This is a genomic window from Streptomyces sp. 3-6, assembly GCF_056323165.1.
Genome location: NZ_JBWHZP010000004.1, coordinates 81,632 through 99,534 on the forward strand (window position 1 = coordinate 81,632; position 17,903 = coordinate 99,534).

General features: G+C 75.3%; 14 protein-coding genes. 3 read left to right on the top strand and 11 right to left on the bottom strand.

What is annotated here, in order from left to right; genetic code table 11:
- Positions 1–61 precede the first annotated feature (61 nt).
- Positions 62–823, top strand: a complete 762-nt coding sequence (locus AC02VZ_RS07940) for a DUF5995 family protein (RefSeq protein WP_432056423.1) — start codon at positions 62–64, stop codon at positions 821–823.
- Here the strand turns inward: AC02VZ_RS07940 and AC02VZ_RS07945 are convergent.
- The 10 genes from AC02VZ_RS07945 to fmt form a co-directional block, all read right to left on the bottom strand.
- A complete protein-coding gene (locus AC02VZ_RS07945; protein WP_432056424.1) occupies positions 784–2,481 on the bottom strand; it encodes a flavin monoamine oxidase family protein in 1,698 nt (565 codons plus the stop codon). The two genes, AC02VZ_RS07940 and AC02VZ_RS07945, sit on opposite strands and share 40 nt — an antisense overlap.
- 89 nt (positions 2,482–2,570) lie before the next feature.
- Positions 2,571–3,362, bottom strand: coding sequence for a carbon-nitrogen hydrolase family protein (locus AC02VZ_RS07950; protein WP_432056425.1), 792 nt, complete (start codon positions 3,360–3,362; stop codon positions 2,571–2,573).
- Between the two features lie 295 nt (positions 3,363–3,657).
- On the bottom strand, positions 3,658–4,905 hold the full coding sequence (locus AC02VZ_RS07955; protein WP_432056426.1) for an MFS transporter: 1,248 nt from the start codon (positions 4,903–4,905) through the stop codon (positions 3,658–3,660).
- 193 nt (positions 4,906–5,098) lie between these two features.
- The gene (locus tag AC02VZ_RS07960; RefSeq protein WP_362093384.1) at positions 5,099–5,551 is read right to left on the bottom strand and encodes an Lrp/AsnC family transcriptional regulator; all 453 of its coding nucleotides are present in this window, start codon (positions 5,549–5,551) and stop codon (positions 5,099–5,101) included.
- Between the two features lie 10 nt (positions 5,552–5,561).
- Positions 5,562–7,040, bottom strand: coding sequence for an amino acid permease (locus AC02VZ_RS07965; protein WP_476474935.1), 1,479 nt, complete (start codon positions 7,038–7,040; stop codon positions 5,562–5,564).
- Positions 7,041–7,562: 522 nt separating this feature from the next.
- A complete protein-coding gene (locus AC02VZ_RS07970) occupies positions 7,563–9,005 on the bottom strand; it encodes a GuaB1 family IMP dehydrogenase-related protein (protein WP_432056431.1) in 1,443 nt (480 codons plus the stop codon).
- A 213-nt stretch (positions 9,006–9,218) separates the two neighbouring features.
- Positions 9,219–10,208: a sugar-binding transcriptional regulator gene (locus tag AC02VZ_RS07975; RefSeq protein WP_437033416.1), complete on the bottom strand. Its 990-nt coding sequence runs from the start codon at positions 10,206–10,208 to the stop codon at positions 9,219–9,221.
- 133 nt (positions 10,209–10,341) lie between these two features.
- Positions 10,342–11,028: a ribulose-phosphate 3-epimerase gene (gene rpe / locus AC02VZ_RS07980; RefSeq protein WP_476474936.1), complete on the bottom strand. Its 687-nt coding sequence runs from the start codon at positions 11,026–11,028 to the stop codon at positions 10,342–10,344.
- A 114-nt stretch (positions 11,029–11,142) separates the two neighbouring features.
- Positions 11,143–12,561, bottom strand: a complete 1,419-nt coding sequence (locus AC02VZ_RS07985; protein WP_476474937.1) for an RsmB/NOP family class I SAM-dependent RNA methyltransferase — start codon at positions 12,559–12,561, stop codon at positions 11,143–11,145.
- A 329-nt stretch (positions 12,562–12,890) separates the two neighbouring features.
- Positions 12,891–13,823, bottom strand: coding sequence for a methionyl-tRNA formyltransferase (fmt, locus tag AC02VZ_RS07990; protein ID WP_476474938.1), 933 nt, complete (start codon positions 13,821–13,823; stop codon positions 12,891–12,893).
- 352 nt (positions 13,824–14,175) lie between these two features.
- Here fmt and AC02VZ_RS07995 point away from each other — a divergent pair, with 352 nt between their 5' ends.
- Both AC02VZ_RS07995 and AC02VZ_RS08000 read left to right on the top strand, forming a co-directional pair.
- Positions 14,176–14,715: a hypothetical protein gene (locus AC02VZ_RS07995; protein WP_476474939.1), complete on the top strand. Its 540-nt coding sequence runs from the start codon at positions 14,176–14,178 to the stop codon at positions 14,713–14,715.
- 192 nt (positions 14,716–14,907) lie between these two features.
- Positions 14,908–15,201 carry a hypothetical protein gene (locus AC02VZ_RS08000; RefSeq protein WP_476474940.1) on the top strand — a complete coding sequence of 98 codons (294 nt, stop codon included), beginning with the start codon at positions 14,908–14,910 and terminating at the stop codon, positions 15,199–15,201.
- Between the two features lie 436 nt (positions 15,202–15,637).
- Here the strand turns inward: AC02VZ_RS08000 and AC02VZ_RS08005 are convergent, their stop codons facing one another.
- Positions 15,638–17,785, bottom strand: a complete 2,148-nt coding sequence (locus tag AC02VZ_RS08005; protein WP_476474941.1) for a primosomal protein N' — start codon at positions 17,783–17,785, stop codon at positions 15,638–15,640.
- Positions 17,786–17,903 lie beyond the last annotated feature (118 nt).

Consider the following 17,903-nt stretch of genomic DNA (forward strand, 5'->3'; position numbering starts at 1 on the left):
TTCCGGGGAAGCGTCGGGCCCGCCGCCACTGCGCCCACCCTAAACGTGCGACTCTGCGCGCATGTCGCAGTGCGAACACGTCCTGACGCCGGTGGACACCGTCATCGCCCGGATGCGTGCCGTCGACGCCGCCCTGCCCCCGGGGGACGGGGTGGGGGTCTTCAACCGCGTCTACCTCGCCGTCACCGAGTCGGTGGACCGGCACCTCGACGCGGGCCGCTTCGCCGACGCCCCGGCCGCGACGACCCTGGACGTGCGGTTCGCGGAGCGTTATCTGGCGGCGCTCGACGCGGTGTTCGAGGACCGCCGTCCGCCGGCCTGCTGGCGCCCGCTGTTCCAGTTCCGCCGCCATCCCGGCGTACGCCCGCTGCAGTTCGCGCTGGCGGGCATCAACGCGCACATCGGCCACGATCTGGCGCTCGCCGTGCTGGACACCTGCCGTACGCTCGACTGCGAACCGGCGCGTCTGGAGGACGACTTCGACCGCGTGGGCGACCTGCTCGTCTCGCTGGAGGAGCAGATCCGCGAAGAGCTGATGCCGGGCCCCGACCTGCTGGAGCTCGCGGACCCGCTGACCCATCTGCTGGGTGCCTGGAGCCTGGAGCGGGCCCGCGACGCGGCGTGGACCGCGGCCCGTGCCCTGTGGGCGCTGCGCGGGCTGCCGGAGGTCGCGGCCGATCTCACCGCCCGGCTGGACACGGCGGTGGGCTTCGCGGGGCGGATGCTGCTCACACCGCTGCCCGGCGGGCCGGAGGGGAGGGCCGGCCGGCCGGGCAGGGGGTGTCAGTCCTCGGGGAGTTCCACCGGCGCGATCTCGTCGTAGACGTCGCCGGGGCCGGGGTTGGTCGGGTCGGTCTCCCCGCCGAGGTGGTGCATGACGCCCCAGACGGCGTTGAGCGCGGTCTGCACGGCGCCCTCCGCCCAGCCGGCCGTCCAGGAGATGTCGTCGCCGGCGAGAAAGATGCCCCGCTTGTGCTCGGGCAGCCGGTCCTGCATGAAGTGGGTGAACAGGCGCCGCTGGTAGCGGTAGTGGCCCGGCAGGTTGGCCTTGAACGCGCCCATGAAGTAGGGCTCGTTCTCCCAGGAGACGGTGACCGGGTTGCCGATGATGTGCTTGCGGATGTCGACCTTCGGGTAGATCTCGCCGAGCGACTTCAGCATGACCTCCATCCGCTCGTTCGCGGACAGCGGCAGCCACTTCAGGCTGTCGTCGCACCAGGTGTAGGAGAGGCAGATGACGGCGGGCCGGTCCGGGCCGTCGTCCAGCAGGTAGGTGCCGCGGGTCATCCGGTCGGTGAGCGTCATCGACATGACGTCCCGGCCCGTCTCCTCGTCCTTGTCCAGCCAGAAGGGCCGGTCGACGGGCACGAACAGCTTGGAGCTCTCCATGTAGTGGGTGCGCTCGATCGCGGTCCAGTGGTCGATGGGGAACAGCGCGTCGTCGCAGGCCACCTTGGACAGCAGCATCCAGGACTGGGCGGTGAAGATCGCCGCCCGGTAGGTGCGGATGTCGCCGTCGGCGTCGGTCACCGTGATGCGGTTGCCCGCGGTGCGGTGCAGCCGGGTGACCGCCGGGCGGGGCTCGCCGGCCGCGTGCAGGGACTTCAGCGAGGTGCCGTGGGGCCAGTGGACGATCTTCTGCGGTTCCCGCTCCCACAGGCGCAGCGGCAGCTGCTGGGAGCCGCCGACGATGCCGCGGTGGTGGTCGTCGGCCTCGGTGTAGACGACGCGGAGGATCTCCAGGATGGAGTTGGGGAAGTCGGTGTCCCAGCCGCCGGTGCCGAAGCCGACCTGGCCGAAGATCTCGCGGTGCCGGAAGGACCGGAAGGCCTCGGACTCGCAGAGGAAGCCGTAGAACGTCTGGTGATCCAGCTTCTCCACCAGCCGGGACCAGATCTCCCGGATGCGCGGGACGTCCCGCTCGCGCAGCGCGCGGTTCATGTCGGAGAAGTCGGCGCCCTCCTCCAGGCACCTCGCCCAGGCGTCGGCCACGTCCCGGTAGACCTGGGGCAGGTCGTCGAGGGTCTCGGCGTAGTGGGACTCGCCCTTGAGGTCGACGACGGTCGACGGGGTGGCCTCGGCGAGCGGGTTGGGGAACGGGCGGGTCTCCAGTCCCACGAGGTCGATGTAGTGCTGGAGCGCCGTGGAGGAGGGCGGGAAGCGCATGGCGCCCATCTCCGCGGTGAGGGAGGGGTCGCACCCGTCGAAGCCGACGGTGCGCAGCCGTCCGCCGATCCGGTCGGCCTCGTGGACGACCGGCTTGAGGCCCATCTTCATCAGCTCGTACGCGGCGACGATGCCGGACAGGCCGCCGCCGATGACGGCGACCTCGGTGCCGTGCTCGGTCGCGGGCACCTGCCCGAGACCGGCCGGGTGGGCGAGGAAGTCGTCGTAGGCGTACGGGAAGTCCGGGCCGAACATGGTGATCGGCGGCAGGTTGTCGTCGGCGTGCTCGACGGCGTTGGGCACCGTGGACGTCATGGGGTGCGGACTCCTTGCACGGGTGGGACCGGGGTACGGCGGGTGGGGGGCGGCCGGGGTGCGGCCGGGAGGGGACGGGCGGCGGCGGTTCAGGCGGGCGGCGGCTCGTAGAGCTCCGGGCGGCGGTCGCTCAGGTAGGGGTTGGCCTCGCGGGAGGCGGCCAGGAACTCCGGGTCGGCGTCGGCCCAGACGAGTTCCTCGCCGCGGCCCGCCCGGGCGCGGGCGACTCCGTCGGGGCCGGCCAGCACGGACAGGCCGGCGAACTCGAACTCGCCTTCCGTGCCGACCCGGTTGGCGTAGGCGATGTACATCTGGTTCTCGAAGGCGCGGACCGGCACGACCGACTCGGCGACGAACTGGTACGGGTGCATCACGGCGGTGGGCACCAGCAGCAGGTCCGTGCCGGCCAGGGCGTGGGCCCGGACGTACTCCGGGAACTCGACGTCGTAGCAGATCACCAGGCCGACGGTGAGGCCGTCGAGTTCGGCCTGCACGACGGGGCGGTCGCCCGGGGTGAAGTGCTCCCGCTCGAAGCAGCCGTAGAGGTGCGTCTTGCGGTAGTTCGCCAGGCGGGTCCCGTCGGCGCGGATGAGCTGGACGGAGTTGTGCACCACGTCGCCGGCGCGCTCGGGGTAGGAGTACGCGATGGCCAGGCCGTGCCGGACGGCGGTCTCCGCGACGGCGTCGGCGGCGTCGCCGTCGGCCGGCTCGGCCAGCCGCGCGATGTCGTCGCCGATGGCGTAGCCGGTGAGGAACATCTCCGAGGTCACGAGCAGCCCGGCTCCCGCGGCGGCGGCACGGCCGGCGGCCTCGTCGAGGACCTTGAGGTTCCCGGCGACGGATCCGGGCCGTCCGGAGCTCTGGAGCAGGGCGGTGCGCATGCGTGTTCCTCACCGGTACGCGGGTGTCAGGGGGTCAGCTAGACCGTACGGTCGCGCCGCTCACCCGGACAAGGCGGAGCCGTTGCGCGCCGGTGAGCGGTTCGTTGCGTGTCGGGGGCGGTCCGCGGTGATTCGTTGCACGGGCCGCCGACGGGCCGCCCGGGGGGCGGATCCGCAGGTCAGGGCGGGGGTACCGGCGGGTACGGGATCGGGGCGGTCCGCCGGGGCGGACGGGCGGCCACCGATACCCCGGCCCGCCCCGCCCGGCGGCGCGGCGCGGTGCGGTCCGGGGCGGTCACCGGCCGTCGGCGTCCCCGGCGGCGGCTGTCGTGGCCCTCTCCCGGTGCCGGCCGGGGCCTCGACGGCGCGGCCCCGGGAGGAGCAGGAGCAGGGCCGTCGCCAGGTACGGCACCGCGAGGACCGCGAAGACGGTGCCGTGCGGGGCGTGGGCGGCGAGCAGGGCGTAGCCGCCGAAGACGGCGACCGTGGCCAGCTCGGTGCCCAGTCCCGCCACCGAGGTCAGGGTGGCCCGCCCGCTGCTGCCGATGCGGTGCTGGAGCCGGGCGTCGGCCAGGACCGTGGCCGCCTGGAAGCAGCCGAAGGCGACGGCCACGAGGAGCAGGGCGGCCGGGGTCCCGGTGGCGGAGCCGACGGCCAGGGCGAGTCCGCCGCCCGCCAGCAGCAGGGCGAGGCCGGGGGTGCCGAGGCGTTCGCCCTCCCCGGCCAGCAGGCTCCCGGCGGTGGCTCCGGCCCAGATCAGCACGAGCAGGAGGGGCACGGTGCCGTCCGCCACGCCGGTGTCGCGGACCAGCAGCGGGGTGTACTCGTCCAGGGCGCCCCAGACCGCGCCGACCGCCGGGACCAGCAGCAGGGCACCCCGCACCGACCGGTCGGCCCGCGCCTCGGCGAGCCCGGTGCGCAGGGCCGTGGTCCAGCCGGTGCGGTCGGGGGCCGGGGTGCGGTGTTCGGGGAACCGGGTGGCCGTGGCCGAGGCCAGCAGGCACGCCAGGACGCTGGCCGCGCCGACCGCGGCGTGGCCGCCCAGGGTGAGGACCGGGCCGGCGAGCAGCATCGCCGTCACCACGGCGGCCAGCCCGGCCGCCCGGGCCCGGCCCATGACGCGGGCGTAGTTCCCGGCGGCGCCGAGGTGGTCCAGCTCGTCGTGGACCAGCGCCTCCAGGGCGCCGGAGACCAGCGCCCCGCCGACGCCCCACAGCACGAAGCCGGCCGCGAACGCCCCGTAGGAGGGGAGGAGGGTCCACAGGGCGAACCCGGCGGCCGTGAACAGCGGGCCGGTCCACAGCAGCAGGCGGCGGGAGACGGTGTCGGCCCAGGCGCCGGACGGGATCTCCAGCAGGATGCCGGTGATCGACCAGAGGGCGAACAGGGACGAGATCTGGGCGACGGAGAGGCCGGTGTCGCTGAACAGCAGGGCGTACACCGGGTAGAGCAGGACGCATTCCTCGAGGAACGCGTAGCCGTACAGCGTGCGGGTCAGCCGGCGGACGGGGCCGCGGGGCGCACGCGTGGACGTGGAGGTCATGGGGCCTTCCCGTGGGGGCGATGCGGACACCGGACGTGGAGGACGTACGGCGCCCGCGGCGGCCCTCGGGAGGCGCGGCGGGTGGATCAATGTCGCCAGGTCATGAGACCGATGGTAGTCGGCCGGGCCCGGTCCCGTCCGGGCGTTTCCCCGGACGGAGGCGGCGCGCCCGGCGTCCGGCGCTCCCCGGGTCTCAGGTGGGCGACCCGGAGGAGAAGCGGCGCAGCAGCGGGGACAGCACCAGCACGGACTTGGTCCGCTCGACGAAGGGCTCCCCGGCGATGCGTTCCAGCACCCGTTCGAAGTGGCGCATGTCGGAGGCGAAGACCTGGGCGACCGCGTCCGCCTCCCCGGTGACGGTGGAGGCGGACACGACCTCCTGGTAGCGCTCCAGTCCGCGCTGGATGGTCTCCGGGGAGGTGTTGCCGCGGCAGTAGATCTCGACGAACCCCTCGGTCTCCCAGCCGAGGGCGGCCGGGTCGACCCGGACGGTGAATCCGGTGATGGCCCCGGTGGCGCGCAGCCGGTCCACGCGCCGCTTCACGGCGGGTGCGGACAGGCCGACGAGCTGGCCGATGTCCGCGTAGGACCGGCGGGCGTCCTCGGCGAGGGCGTGCACGATGCGTTCGTCGAGATCGTTCAGCACTGCGGGTGGTTCACTTTGCTTCCGAGAGGTCCGATGCGGCGAGCCGGGAGCGGCGGTAGCCGTACCCGAAGTAGAACACGAGTCCGGCGGCCATCCAGACACCGAAGACCACCCAGGTGACGGTGGACAGGCTGCCCATCATCCACAGGCAGAAGCCGAGGCCGACGGCGGGCAGCACCGGCGACAGCGGCACCCGGAAGGTGCGGGGCATGTCGGGGCGGGTCCGGCGCAGCACCACGACGGCCACGTTGACCAGGGCGAACGCGAACAGGGTACCGATGCTGGTGGCGTCGGCGAGCTGGCCGAGCGGGACGGCGGCGGCGAGCACGCCGCAGAACAGGGAGACGATCAGGGTGTTGCGGCGGGGCGTGCCGGTCTGCCGGCTGACCTTGCCGAACACCTTGGGCACGAGCCCGTCGCGGGACATGGCGAACAGGATGCGGGTCTGGCCGTAGAGCACGGTGAGGACGACGCTGGCGATGGCGATGACGGCGCAGAACGCCAGCAGGGTGCCCCAGAAGGTCTGGCCGGTGACCTCGCTCATGATCTGCGCGAGGTCGGCCTCCGACTCGGTGAACTTCTGCCAGGGCTTGGCGCCCACCGCGACGGCGGCGACCAGCACGTACAGCGCGGTGATGATGGCGAGCGACAGCAGGATGGCGCGGGGCAGGTCGCGCTGGGCGTTCCTGGCCTCCTCGCCGGCCGTGGAGGCGGCGTCGAAGCCGATGTAGGAGAAGAACAGCGTCGCTCCGGCGGCGCTGACGCCGGCCATGCCGAGCGGCATGAAGTTGTCGTAGTTGCCGGACCGGAAGCCCTGGACGCCGATGGCGCAGAACAGGACGAGGGCGCCGACCTTCACCACGACCATGATCGTGTTGGCCCGTGCGGACTCGCGGGCGCCGCCCATCAGGAAGGCCATGGCGAGCAGGACGACGATCAGCGCCGGCAGGTTGAAGATGCCGCCGTCGCCGGGGGGCGCCGACAGCGCGGCGGGGAGGGTGACGCCGATGGTGCCGTCGAGCAGTTCGTTGAGGTACTCGCCCCAGCCGACGGCGACGGCGGCGACCGAGACGCCGTACTCCAGCATCAGGCACCAGCCGCAGACCCAGGCGACGAGTTCGCCCATCGTTGCGTACGCGTACGAGTAGGAGGAGCCGGAGACCGGGATGGTGCCCGCCAGTTCCGCGTAGGAGAGGGCGGAGAACAGGGCGGTGAATCCCGCGATCACGAAGGACAGGGTGACGGCCGGGCCGGCCTTGGGGACGGCCTCGCCGAGCACCACGAAGATGCCGGTGCCGAGGGTGGCACCGATGCTGATCATGGTGAGCTGCCACAGCCCCAGGGAGCGGCGCAGTGACCCGCCCTCCCCCTGACCGCCCTCCGCGACCAGGCGTTCCACCGGCTTGCGGCGCATCAGGCGCGCGCCGACGCCCCGGCCGGGCGGGGTCGGGGAAGGCGGGTTGAGCGGGGGTGCGCCTTGGTCGAGCACGCGCTGACTCCTTCGTCACTGCCGGTCTGCCGCGCCAGGGACCGACGGCTCCGGCGGCAGCCGGGGACCCGTCGAGCGGGTCCCTGCCGCACCACGTACAGCGCGTAACCCTACGAGTTCACACGTTGCCTTCGAAATGCAGCAATCTTGCGCACCTCCGCAAGATCATTGCGTTGACCGGAGCGGGACGGATGTTCGTTGCGCGCCGCCGTTCGCCGGCCGGTTCCGCGCGTGTGAAGGGGCTTCCCGGCGGCTCGGGGCGCCCGATGGGGCTCCGCCGGCCGGGTTCCGGGCGCGCCAGGAGTTCCCGGACGGTTCCGGGCCCGCCAAGGGGACCGCCGGCCGGTTCCGGGACCGCCCCAGGGATCCCCGGACGCTTCCCGGCACACCGACGTGATCCCCGGACGGTTCCGGGGGTCCGGGCGCGCCGATGAGATCCCCGGCCGGTTCCGGGCACGCCAAGGGGCTCCTCCGGCCCGTGGGGCGGGACGGAGGAGCCGGCGGACGGGGGTGGGGGGCCGGTCAGGTCCAGCTGGCGTGCAGCGGCTTGCCCTCGGCGTAGCCGGCGGCGCTCTGGACGCCGATCACGGCCCGCTCCGCGAACTCCTGCAGCGAGCCGGCGCCGGCGTAGGTGCAGGAGGAGCGGACGCCCGCGATGATCGAGTCGATGAGGTCCTCGACGCCGGGGCGGTCGGGGTCCAGGAACATCCGGGAGGTGGAGATGCCCTCCTCGAACAGCGCCTTGCGGGCGCGGTCGTAGGCCGACTCCTCCGAGGTGCGGTTGCGCACGGCGCGCGCGGAGGCCATGCCGAAGGACTCCTTGTACGGCCGGCCGTTCGCGTCGTGCTGGAGGTCGCCCGGGGACTCGTAGGTCCCGGCGAACCAGGAGCCGACCATCACGTTGGACGCGCCGGCCGCGAGGGCCATCGCCACGTCGCGCGGGTGGCGGATGCCGCCGTCGGCCCAGACGTGCTTGCCGTGCTTCGCCGCCTCCGCGGCGCACTCCAGCACGGCGGAGAACTGCGGCCGGCCGACGCCGGTCATCATGCGGGTGGTGCACATGGCGCCGGGGCCGACCCCGACCTTGACGATGTCCGCGCCGGCCTCGATCAGGTCGCGCACCCCGGCCGCGGCGACGACGTTGCCCGCGACGACCGGGACCTGCGGGTCGAGGTCGCGCACCAGCTTCAGCGCGTTGATCATCGACTCCTGGTGGCCGTGCGCGGTGTCGATGACGAGGGTGTCGACGCCCGCCTCCAGCAGCTGCCGGGCCCTGCCCGCCACGTCGCCGTTGATGCCGACGGCGGCGGCGATGCGCAGCCGCCCCCGGGCGTCGGTGGCCGGCGTGTACAGCGTGGCGCGCAGGGCGCCCTTGCGGGTCAGGATGCCCGCGAGGCGCCCGCCGGAGTCGACGGCCGGGGCGTAGCGCCGGTTGGCGCCGTCGAGGGTGTTGAAGGCCTCCCGGGGGTCCATGGCGGCGTCGATGAGCAGCAGGTCCCGGGACATGACCTCGGCGAGCTGGGTGAAGCGGTCCACGCCGGACAGGTCCCGGTCGGTGACGACGCCGACCGGGCGCCCCTCGTCGTCCACCACGACACCGGCGTCGTGCGCCCGCTTGGGCAGCAGGGACAGGGCGTCGGCCACGGTCTGGTGCGGGGCGAGCACGATGGGGGTGTCGAGCACCAGGTGGCGGCTCTTGACCCAGGCCACGACCTCGGTGACGACCTCGATCGGGATGTCCTGCGGGATGACCACCAGCCCGCCGCGGCGGGCCACGGTCTCGGCCATGCGGCGCCCGGCGATCGCGGTCATGTTGGCGACGACGAGCGGGATGGTGGTGCCCGTGCCGTCCGGGGAGCTGAGGTCCACGCCCTGCCGCGAGCCGACCGCGGAGCGGCTCGGCACCATGAAGACGTCGTCGTACGTCAGGTCGTACGGGGGCTGGATGTCGTTGAGGAAACGCACGTGCTGCACATCCCAGTCGATCAGAGGTGGCCCCCGGACAGGTCTGCCAGGGGGAAAGAGCACGTACTTCATTCTCGCACGCCCGGCGCCCGCACCCACCTGGTCGCATCGTCCAGCCCGCCCGGCACCGTCTTGGAGGAACCGCCGACGGTCACGGGAACGCCCGGGCGCGGCGGGTCCGGTGGGGACCCGCCGCGCCCGGGTGACGAGGTGTCAGATGCCGTCCGGATCCGTCCGGTTGAGGGCCGGCTTCGGCGCCGGACCGGCCGCCAGCAGGTGATCGGCGGCCGAGGTGTCGGTCACCAGGCTGGTGACGAGGCCGGAGCGGAGCACCGCGTCGATCGCCGGGCCCTTGCGCTGCCCGCCCGCGATGGCGACCACCTCGGGGATGCGGCGGAGCTGGTCCGCCTTGACCGTGATGCACCGCTCCCCCAGGTCGCGCCCGACCCGGCGGCCCGCGGAGTCGAAGAGGTGGGCGGACATCTCGGCGGCGACGCCGAGGGAGGCGTAGTGCGCCCGCTCCTCGTCGCTGAGCATGTCGTGCACCGTGGAGATCCCCGGCTCCCAGGAGCCGATGGACACGCACGCCACGGTGACCTTGTCGAAGTACTCGAAGGCCCGCGCGATGCCGGTCTGGTGCCGCAGCGCCTGGGCGGTGGCCGCGTCCGGGAGCAGCATCGGCGCGTAAATGGGGTGGGCGTCGCCGCCGGACACCTGGGCGGCCCGGCGCACGGCCTCCACGGAGCCGCGTTCGGCGGTCCCGGCGTCGTACACGCCGGTCAGCTGCACCACGGTGCACGGGGGCAGCCGGTCCAGAGCCGCGGCCATGTGGATGGTGGAACGGCCCCAGGCGAGGCCCAGCACGTCCCCCTCGTCGACCAGTTCGCCGAGCAGGTCGGCGGCCACCTCTCCCAGGTTCTCGGGGTCGGGCGTCTCCTCGGCGTCGGCCGGGGACTCGACCACCACGGCGTGCCTGAGGCCGTAGCGGGCCCGCAGCGCGTCCGAGCGGTCCGCGTCCAGTTCGGCCGGTACCCGGATCTCGATGCGCACCAGATCCCGTTCGAGGGCGGTCTCCAGGACACGGGCCACCTTGAAGCGGCTGACGCCGAACTCCTCGGCGATCTGGATCTTGGACTTGCCCTCGAGGTAGAAGCGGCGGGCCATGGCCGCCGCCTGCACCAGCTCAGCGGGTCCCATCCGCATGGCTGACCGGCCCGCCGACATACCCGACACGGCGATCTCCTCACTGCTTGTTCACACTCTGGGTTCGCCGTTCATCCTTGCAGATGCGGCGCTGTCGATCAGCCCTGCGGGGCGCCGTTCACGTTCCCGACGCTCAGTGGTCGCACGCCCAGGACGCCTTGGCCGTGGCGGCCTCCGCCCGGCCGCGCAGGGCACGGACCGCCTCGGCCGGGTCCTCGGCCCCGTACACGGCGGAACCGGCCACGAAGACGTCGGCGCCCGCGTCCGCGCACTGCTCGATGGTGGACGCCGAGACCCCGCCGTCGACCTGCAGCCACAGCTCCAGACCGTGCTTGCGGATCAGCTCCCGGGTCCGGCGGATCTTCGGCAGCATGATGTCGAGGAACGCCTGCCCGCCGAAGCCCGGCTCGACCGTCATGATCAGGAGCATGTCCAGCTCGGGGAGCAGGTCCTCGTACGGCTCGACCGGCGTGGCCGGCTTGAGCGCCATCGAGGCGCGGGCGCCCTTGGCCCGGATCTCGCGGGCGAGGCGGACCGGGGCGGCGGCGGCCTCGACGTGGAAGGTGACCGACCCGGCCCCCGCCTCCACGTACTGGGGCGCCCACCGGTCGGGGGCCTCGATCATCAGGTGGCAGTCCAGCGGGGTGTCCGTCGCGCGGGCGAGCGACTCCACGACCGGCACGCCGAGCGTGAGGTTCGGGACGAAGTGGTTGTCCATGACGTCGACGTGGAGCCAGTCGGCTCCCTCGACCGCCCTCGCCTCGTCCGCGAGGCGGGCGAAATCGGCGGACAGGATACTGGGGTTGATCTGCGCGGCCATGCACCAAGACTGCCATGCCCGGCGCCGCCGCCCCGCGCCGGTCCAGACCTCTGCCGTTCCGCAGGGCGTTCCGGTCGCCCGCCGGGGGCCCCGCGAACGGAGAGCGGGCGGGTGTCACCCGGTCCGGCGGATCAGCGCCAGGTACATGGCGTCCGTCCCGTGCAGGTGCGGCCAGAGCTGGATGTCGGGGCCCTCACCCAGGTCCGGCACGTCCGGCAGCAGCGGCCGGGCGTCGATCAGCTCGGTGTCCGGGAACTGCTTGAGCAGGTCGGCGACCACGGCCCGGGTCTCGGCCAGGTGCGGCGAGCAGGTGGCGTAGCCGACCACTCCGCCGACCCGCACGGACTCCAGGGCGGTGCGCAGCAGCCCGCGCTGCAGGGGCGCGAACCCGTCCAGGTCGTCCGGGCGGCGCCGCCAGCGCGCCTCGGGGCGGCGGCGCAGGGCGCCGAGCCCGGTGCACGGCACGTCGACCAGGACCCGGTCGAAGCTGCCCGGCCGCCACGGCGGACGGGTCCCGTCGGCGGTGATCACCTGGTACGGCCCGGGGTTCCCGGCCAGCGCCCGGGCGACCAGCCCGGCCCGGTGCGGCTGCTTCTCGGAGGCGAGCAGCACGGCTCCGCGTTCCGCGGCGAGCGCGCCCAGCAGCGCGGCCTTGCCGCCGGGGCCCGCGCAGCCGTCCAGCCAGAGCCGGTCGGGGCCGTCCAGGGGGGCGGCGGCGAGCGCGAGGGCGACCAGCTGGCTGCCCTCGTCCTGCACGCCCGCCCGGCCCTCCGCGACGGCCGGCACGGCGCCGGGTTCGCCGCCCTCGGACAGGCGCACCGCGTACGGGGACCAGCGTCCCGGCACGGCGGCCTGCTCGTCGAGCAGCTCGGCGGGGGTGGCGCGGCCGGGCCGGGCCACCAGGGTCACCTCGGGGCGCTCGTTGTCGGCGCGCAGCAGGTCCTCGATGCCGTCCCGTCCGCCGCCGAGGGAGTCCCACAGCGCCGAGACGATCCAGCGCGGGTGCGCGTGGACGACGGCGAGGTGGTCCTCGGGATCCTCGTCGTAGGGCGGCGCGACCTGCTCCAGCCAGGCGTCGAGGTCCTGCCGGGCGACCTTGCGCAGCACGGCGTTGACGAACTTGGCCCGCCCGTCGCCGAGCACCACCCGGGCCAGCTCGACGGACGCGGACACGGCGGCGTGCGCCGGGATCCGGGTGCCGAGCAACTGGTGCGCGCCGAGCGTCAGCACGTCCAGCACCGGCGGGTCGACCTCGCGCAGCGGCCGGTCGACGCAGGCCGCGACGACGGCGTCGTAGGTGCCCTGGCGGCGCAGCGTGCCGTACACCAGCTCGGTGGCGAGGGCCGCGTCCCGGGCGTCCAGCTCCCCCTTCTCGCGCGCGGCGCGCAGCAGCGGCGGCAGCACCAGGTTGGCGTAGGCGTCCCGCTCGTCCACGGCCCGCAGGGCCTCGAAGGCGAGGACGCGGACGGGGTCCTTCTGGGGCCGACGGTACGGCTTGCCGGTCCGGCGGGGCCGACGGGGCTGGTCGCTCACGAAAAGGTGCTCCGGGTGTGGGATGACGTGCGCGTTCCAGCGTACGTCGTGGCGGCCGGCGGGCGGTCCGCGCGGGTCGGGCGGGGGGCTCCCGCGAGGGGCTGCGCCGTCGCGGGACGGGGCGGGTCGGTGGGTTCGGAGGGTCGGACGGGGCTCCCCCGGCGGCCCACCCTCGCGTTGCGCTACGGGGACGGTCCGCGCGGGTCCGGCGAGGGCCTCCCCCGGCGGCCGCCTTCACCGTCGCGCTCCGGGGCCGGCCCGCACGGGCCGGGCAGGGCTCCCCCGGTGGCCCCACGCCGTCGCGGTACGGGGGCGGCGGTGCGGGCGGGTCAGGCGCCGAGGGTCTCCCCCGGGCCGATGCGCACGCCGCGCGCCCAGTCGGCCGCCCGCATCGGCTTCTTGCCCTGGGCCTGCACCCACAGCAGCTCCACGGCGTGCGAACCGGTGCCGACGTGCACGTCGTTCTTGCCCGCGGAGAGCTCGCCCGGCGCGAGGCCGGTGCGGCCGGGAACCGGTGCGACCTGGACCAGCTTGAGCCGCTCGCCGCGGAAGACGGTCCAGGCGCCGGGGGCCGGCGTGCAGCCGCGCACCACCCGGTCGACGCGCAGGGCCGGGGCGCGCCAGTCGACCCGGGCGTCCTCCACGGTCACCTTGGGGGCGTGGGTGACGCCGTCGGCGGGCTGCGGCACCGCCTGCAGGGTGCCGTCCTCGATGCCGTCCATGGTGGCGGCGAGCAGCCCGGACCCGGCGAACGCCAGCCGGGTCAGCAGGTCCCCGCTGGTGTCGGTGGGGCGGATCTCCTCGGTGACCGTGCCGTACACCGGCCCCGAGTCGAGACCCTCCTCGATGAGGAAGGTCGAGGCGCCCGTGATCTCGTCGCCCGCCATGATGGCGTGCTGCACGGGCGCGGCACCGCGCCAGGCGGGCAGCAGCGAGAAGTGCAGGTTGACCCAGCCCCGGGCGGGGATGTCGAGGGCGGCGCGGGGCAGCAGAGCGCCGTAGGCGACGACGGGGCAGCAGTCGGGGGCGATCGCGGCGAGCCGGTCCAGGAAGTCCGGGTCCTTCGGCCGGGCGGGCTTCAGCACCTCGATCCCCGCGTCGGCCGCCCGTTCGGCGACGGGTGAGGCGACGAGCCTGCGCCCCCGCCCCGCCGGCGCGTCGGGCCGGGTGACGACGGCGGCCACCTCGTGCCGTCCGGAGGCGAGGAGGGCGTCCAGGGCGGGAACGGCGACCTCGGGGGTGCCGGCGAAGACCAGCTTCATGGGGTGGTTCGGGCCTCTCGGGCGGGGACGGTGCGGGCAGCGCACCAGTGTAGGGCGGCAGCGGTCCGCGCCCCTCACCGAGACGAGTGAACCGGACCGGGAGAAACCCCGGCAGAAGGGCGCGCCCCGCGGCTCCGGGGGCAGGGCGGACGGGACGCGGGCCCAGGCGTGCGCGGGCCACGGCGGGGCAGCGGCGGGACGGCTGCGGGACACGGGCGGGCAAAATTTCCCGGGCCGAAGGCAGGGCCCCCGTGACCCGCGGACCGGATCGGCGTTGGTCAAGAGAGAGTTGACCCCCCACCGGGCCCGAGGCGGGCCCCTCCCTTTCAACGCCGGTTCGAGAGGCTTGTTCATGGCCGACCACGCAACCCACGACGCCCAGGCTCGGGCCAGCCTGCACTTGCTGGTGCGGGACATCGAGCGGGTCCGCCGGCAGGTGGACGCACTGCGCACCCTCACCGCCCAGCTGGGCAACGTCTACCGCCCGCGCCGCCCCGGTCCCTCCACGGGCTTCGTCGTCTACGGACGCGCGCCCGCCCCCACCGTCCGGCTCGCCCAGGAACTGCGGGACAGCGTCGAGACGCTGGTGACGGCGGCCGTCGACTTCGACCGCTCCCTGGGCTTCTCGTGGGACGCGGTCGGCTCCGCCCTCGGCGTCACCAAGCAGGCGGTGCACCGCCGTTACGGCGCCCGCAGGACCCCGGCGCAGGCCCCGGCCGCCGAGCCCACCGAGCGCGGCGCGGAGCCGTCCGGCACCCGGACGGTCAACGTGGGCACCGCCGTGCCCTCCGTCCCCGCCGCCCGCTCCATGCCGACCCAGCCCACGGCGGGCAGCCCGTCGCTGCGGGACGAGCCCCGCCCGACCGCCTTCCCCGGCCCCCGCAACGGCTGACGCCGCCTCCCAACACACCGCCCTCCCCGCCTCCAGCGCCGGGAGGGCGGCGGCGCGTCGCGGGTGCGCCGCTCTGGACGACGCCGAGGAGCCGGACGGGCCGGCGGCCCCGGAGAGGTGACCGCCCCGTCCCGCGGTGGAACCGCCCCGAACCGGTCGTGTCCACGGAGCCGCATGCCTCGTTGCCCGAGCATGAACAGGATCCTCAGCCGGGCGCTCGGCGCCGCCGCCGTCGCCGGAGTCGCCGCCCTCGCGGGGGCCGCCCCCGCCTGCGCCGACCCCGCCCCGAGCGGCCTCGTCGGGAGCGAGCTCGGCGTCATCGGGCTCGTCGGCCAGAACAGCGCCGTGCACCACGGGAACACAGCGGGAAGCGCCGGCCACTCGGCGAACAGCCAGAACGCGGCCCAGCAGGTCGTCACCGATGCCCAGTCCGTCGACGTCCTCAAGAACGCCGAGGTGCTGGAGAAGCCGCTCGTCCTCGTCTGAGACCGGGACGGGCCGCTCCCGTGCGGCGGGCTCGCGCCCGGCCGGGGCGGTTTCGCGCCCGGCCGGGGCGGTTTCGCGCCCGGCCGGGGCGGTTTCGCGCCCGGCCGGGGCGGGGGCGGTCCGGAAGCGGGCAAGCAGCCGTCGGCGGATCCCAGCCGTCCCCCAGGGGCGACGCACCGGCGCGTCGGGGCACAACGGCCTGCCCGTGCCCCGGCCCCCGCGCCGCCGTCCGCGTCCACCCCTCGTGCACCCGCGCCGCAATGAGGCGGCGCCCGCCGGGCCGGCCGGACCGGCGACCGGGGCCACCACGGCAACGGCCCTCTCCGCATCCGGAGGCGCCCCGGGCGGACCCAGCCACCGGCCCTTACGCGAAACCGCCTTCGGCACTCATGAGAACCCACCGCCGGCCCGCGCGGACCTACCCCGCCCCCGGCCCTCAGCCGATGTCCGGCGGGTCGATGCGGACCCAGACCGGATGGCCGCCCGCGCGGGCCGTGCGGGCGGCCTGGGCGGTCTTCAGGGCGCGGGCCAGGACGGCGCCGCGGCCCGGGGGGACGCGGATCAGGGCCCGTTCCCAGTGCTCGCCGGGCGGTGGCGCACCGGGGCGGCGCGGGCGCCCGGCCGGGGTGACCGGGAGCGGGACGGGGCCGAGGACCTCTGCCTCGGCGGGGAGGTCGACGGCGGTCAGGAAGGCCGCCACCGCCTCGGGGGGACCCGCGACCGCCGCCATCCGGGAGACCGGAGGGAAGCCCAGCTCGGCGCGCTCGGCCAGTTCCCGCAGCGCGTGCCCCACCGGGTCCCAGCGCACCAGCGCCTGCACCGGACGCAGCGTCGGCTCGGCGACGACGACCACCGTGCCGCCCGCCGACTGCGGCCGGACCAGGGCGGCGGCGGCGATCCAGCGCCGCAGGGCGTCCTCGCCGGCCCGCAAATCGGGACGGCTCAGCATGGCCCAGCCGTCGAGCAGCAGGGCCGCCGCGTAGCCGCCCTCGGCGACCGGTTCGGCGCCCGGGGTGCTCACCACCAGCGCGGGCGTCCCCGGCACCGTGTCCAGCACGTGTTCGCGCCCGGAGGTGCGCACTGGGACGGCCGGGAAGGCCCGGCCCAGTTCCTCGGCGGTGCGCCGCGCGCCGACCACCTGGGCGCGCAGGCGGAAGCCGCCGCACTCCGGGCAGTGCCAGCCGCCCTCCTCGCGCCCGCACCAGCCGCAGCGCAGGTCACCCGCTCCGGGCGCCTCCAGCGGCCCCGAGCAGTGGCGGCAGCGCGCCGGTTCCCGGCAGCGGGCGCAGGCCATGCGGGGCACGTAGCCGCGCCGGGGCACCTGCACCAGCACCGGTCCGTGCCGCAGGCCCTCCCGTACCGCCTGCCAGGCGAGCGTCGGCAGCCGGGCGGCGCGGGCGGCCTCGTCGCGCGCGAGGTCGCCGTCGCCGACGGTCCGCACCAGCGGGGCCGCCTCCCGGGCCCGCTCCCGCCCGGCGACGAGAGGTCCGGCCCAGCCCGTCTCGACCAGCTGGGCGGCCTCGACGGTGCAGCTCCAGCCGCCCAGCAGGAAGCCGCAGCCGTCCTGGGCGGCGCGCAGCAGCAGCACCTCCCGGGCGTGCGGCTGCGGGGCGTGCGGCTCGCTGTGGCTGTCGTCGCCGTCGTCCCACAGGGCGACCAGCCCCAGGTCGGCCACGGGGGCGAACATCGCGGCCCGGGTGCCGATGACCGCGCGCACCGCGCCGCGGCGGACGGCGAGCCAGCGGGCGTACCGCTTCTCGGGCCCGGCGTCAGCGGTGAGCACCGCGTGCCGGCCGTCGCCGAGGAGGGCGGTGAGCGCGGCGTCGAGGCGGGCGACGGCGCGGCCGTCCGGCAGGACGACGAGGGCGCCGCGTCCGGAGGCGAGGGTCGCGGCGACGGCCCGGGCCAGTTCCTCGCTCCACCCGGGTCCCGGCAGCGCGTTCCACACGGCCCGCGGGGCACCGCCGGCGGCCAGCGCCCGCAGGAACCCGGGTCCCTGTTCGTAGCGCGCCCAGGAGCCCGGCTCGGGCGCCTCGGGGGGCGGCAGCGGGTCGGGCGAGGGACGCTTCTCTGCGCGGGCGTTGCGGGGGGGCACGGCGAGCTGCAGCACGTCGGCGACGCTTCCGGCGTAGCGGTCGGCGACGGAGCGGGCGAGGCCGAGCAGTTCCTCGCTGAGCACCGGCTCGGGCGAGACGACCTGGGCGAGCGCCGCGAGGGGGCCGGAGTAGTCGGACTCGGCGCGCCGCTCGACGAGGAAGCCGTCGATCAGTCCGCCGCCCTCGCGCCGCCCGTCGCGGACCCGGTGCCGGCCGGCGCCGAAGCGCACGCGGACGCGGACGCCCGGCTGCGCGTCGGCGTCCAGCTCCTCGGGCACGGCGTAGTCGAAGTAGCGGTCGAGGTGCAGGACGCCCTTGTCGACGAGGACCCGGGCGACCGGCAGCGACGCGGCGAGCGCGGCGCCCCGCCAGGTCCGGGGCTTGGCGCGGGGCACGCGGGCCGTGCGCACGGTCTCCCGGATGAGCGCGAGCTGTTCCGGCGGTGCGTCCCGCGCATCGCCGTCCGGCCGGCCGTTCTCGCTGCTCACGCTTGCATTCTTACCAAACGGCACCGACAGCCGGGCGCCCGCCGGCCGTCCGTCGAGCGCTTCCGCGGACGACGCGCGGGGCCCGGCACCCCGTCGGCGGGGTGCCGGGCCCGGGCGG

Coding starts and splice junctions, on each gene's coding strand:
- AC02VZ_RS07940 (WP_432056423.1), top strand. CDS start 62: ATGTCGCAGTGCGAACACGTCCTGACGCCGGTGGACACCGTCATCGCC.
- AC02VZ_RS07945 (WP_432056424.1), bottom strand. CDS start 2,481: ATGACGTCCACGGTGCCCAACGCCGTCGAGCACGCCGACGACAACCTG.
- AC02VZ_RS07950 (WP_432056425.1), bottom strand. CDS start 3,362: ATGCGCACCGCCCTGCTCCAGAGCTCCGGACGGCCCGGATCCGTCGCC.
- AC02VZ_RS07955 (WP_432056426.1), bottom strand. CDS start 4,905: ATGACCTCCACGTCCACGCGTGCGCCCCGCGGCCCCGTCCGCCGGCTG.
- AC02VZ_RS07975 (WP_437033416.1), bottom strand. CDS start 10,208: ATGCGGATGGGACCCGCTGAGCTGGTGCAGGCGGCGGCCATGGCCCGC.
- rpe (WP_476474936.1), bottom strand. CDS start 11,028: ATGGCCGCGCAGATCAACCCCAGTATCCTGTCCGCCGATTTCGCCCGC.
- fmt (WP_476474938.1), bottom strand. CDS start 13,823: ATGAAGCTGGTCTTCGCCGGCACCCCCGAGGTCGCCGTTCCCGCCCTG.
- AC02VZ_RS07995 (WP_476474939.1), top strand. CDS start 14,176: ATGGCCGACCACGCAACCCACGACGCCCAGGCTCGGGCCAGCCTGCAC.
- AC02VZ_RS08000 (WP_476474940.1), top strand. CDS start 14,908: ATGAACAGGATCCTCAGCCGGGCGCTCGGCGCCGCCGCCGTCGCCGGA.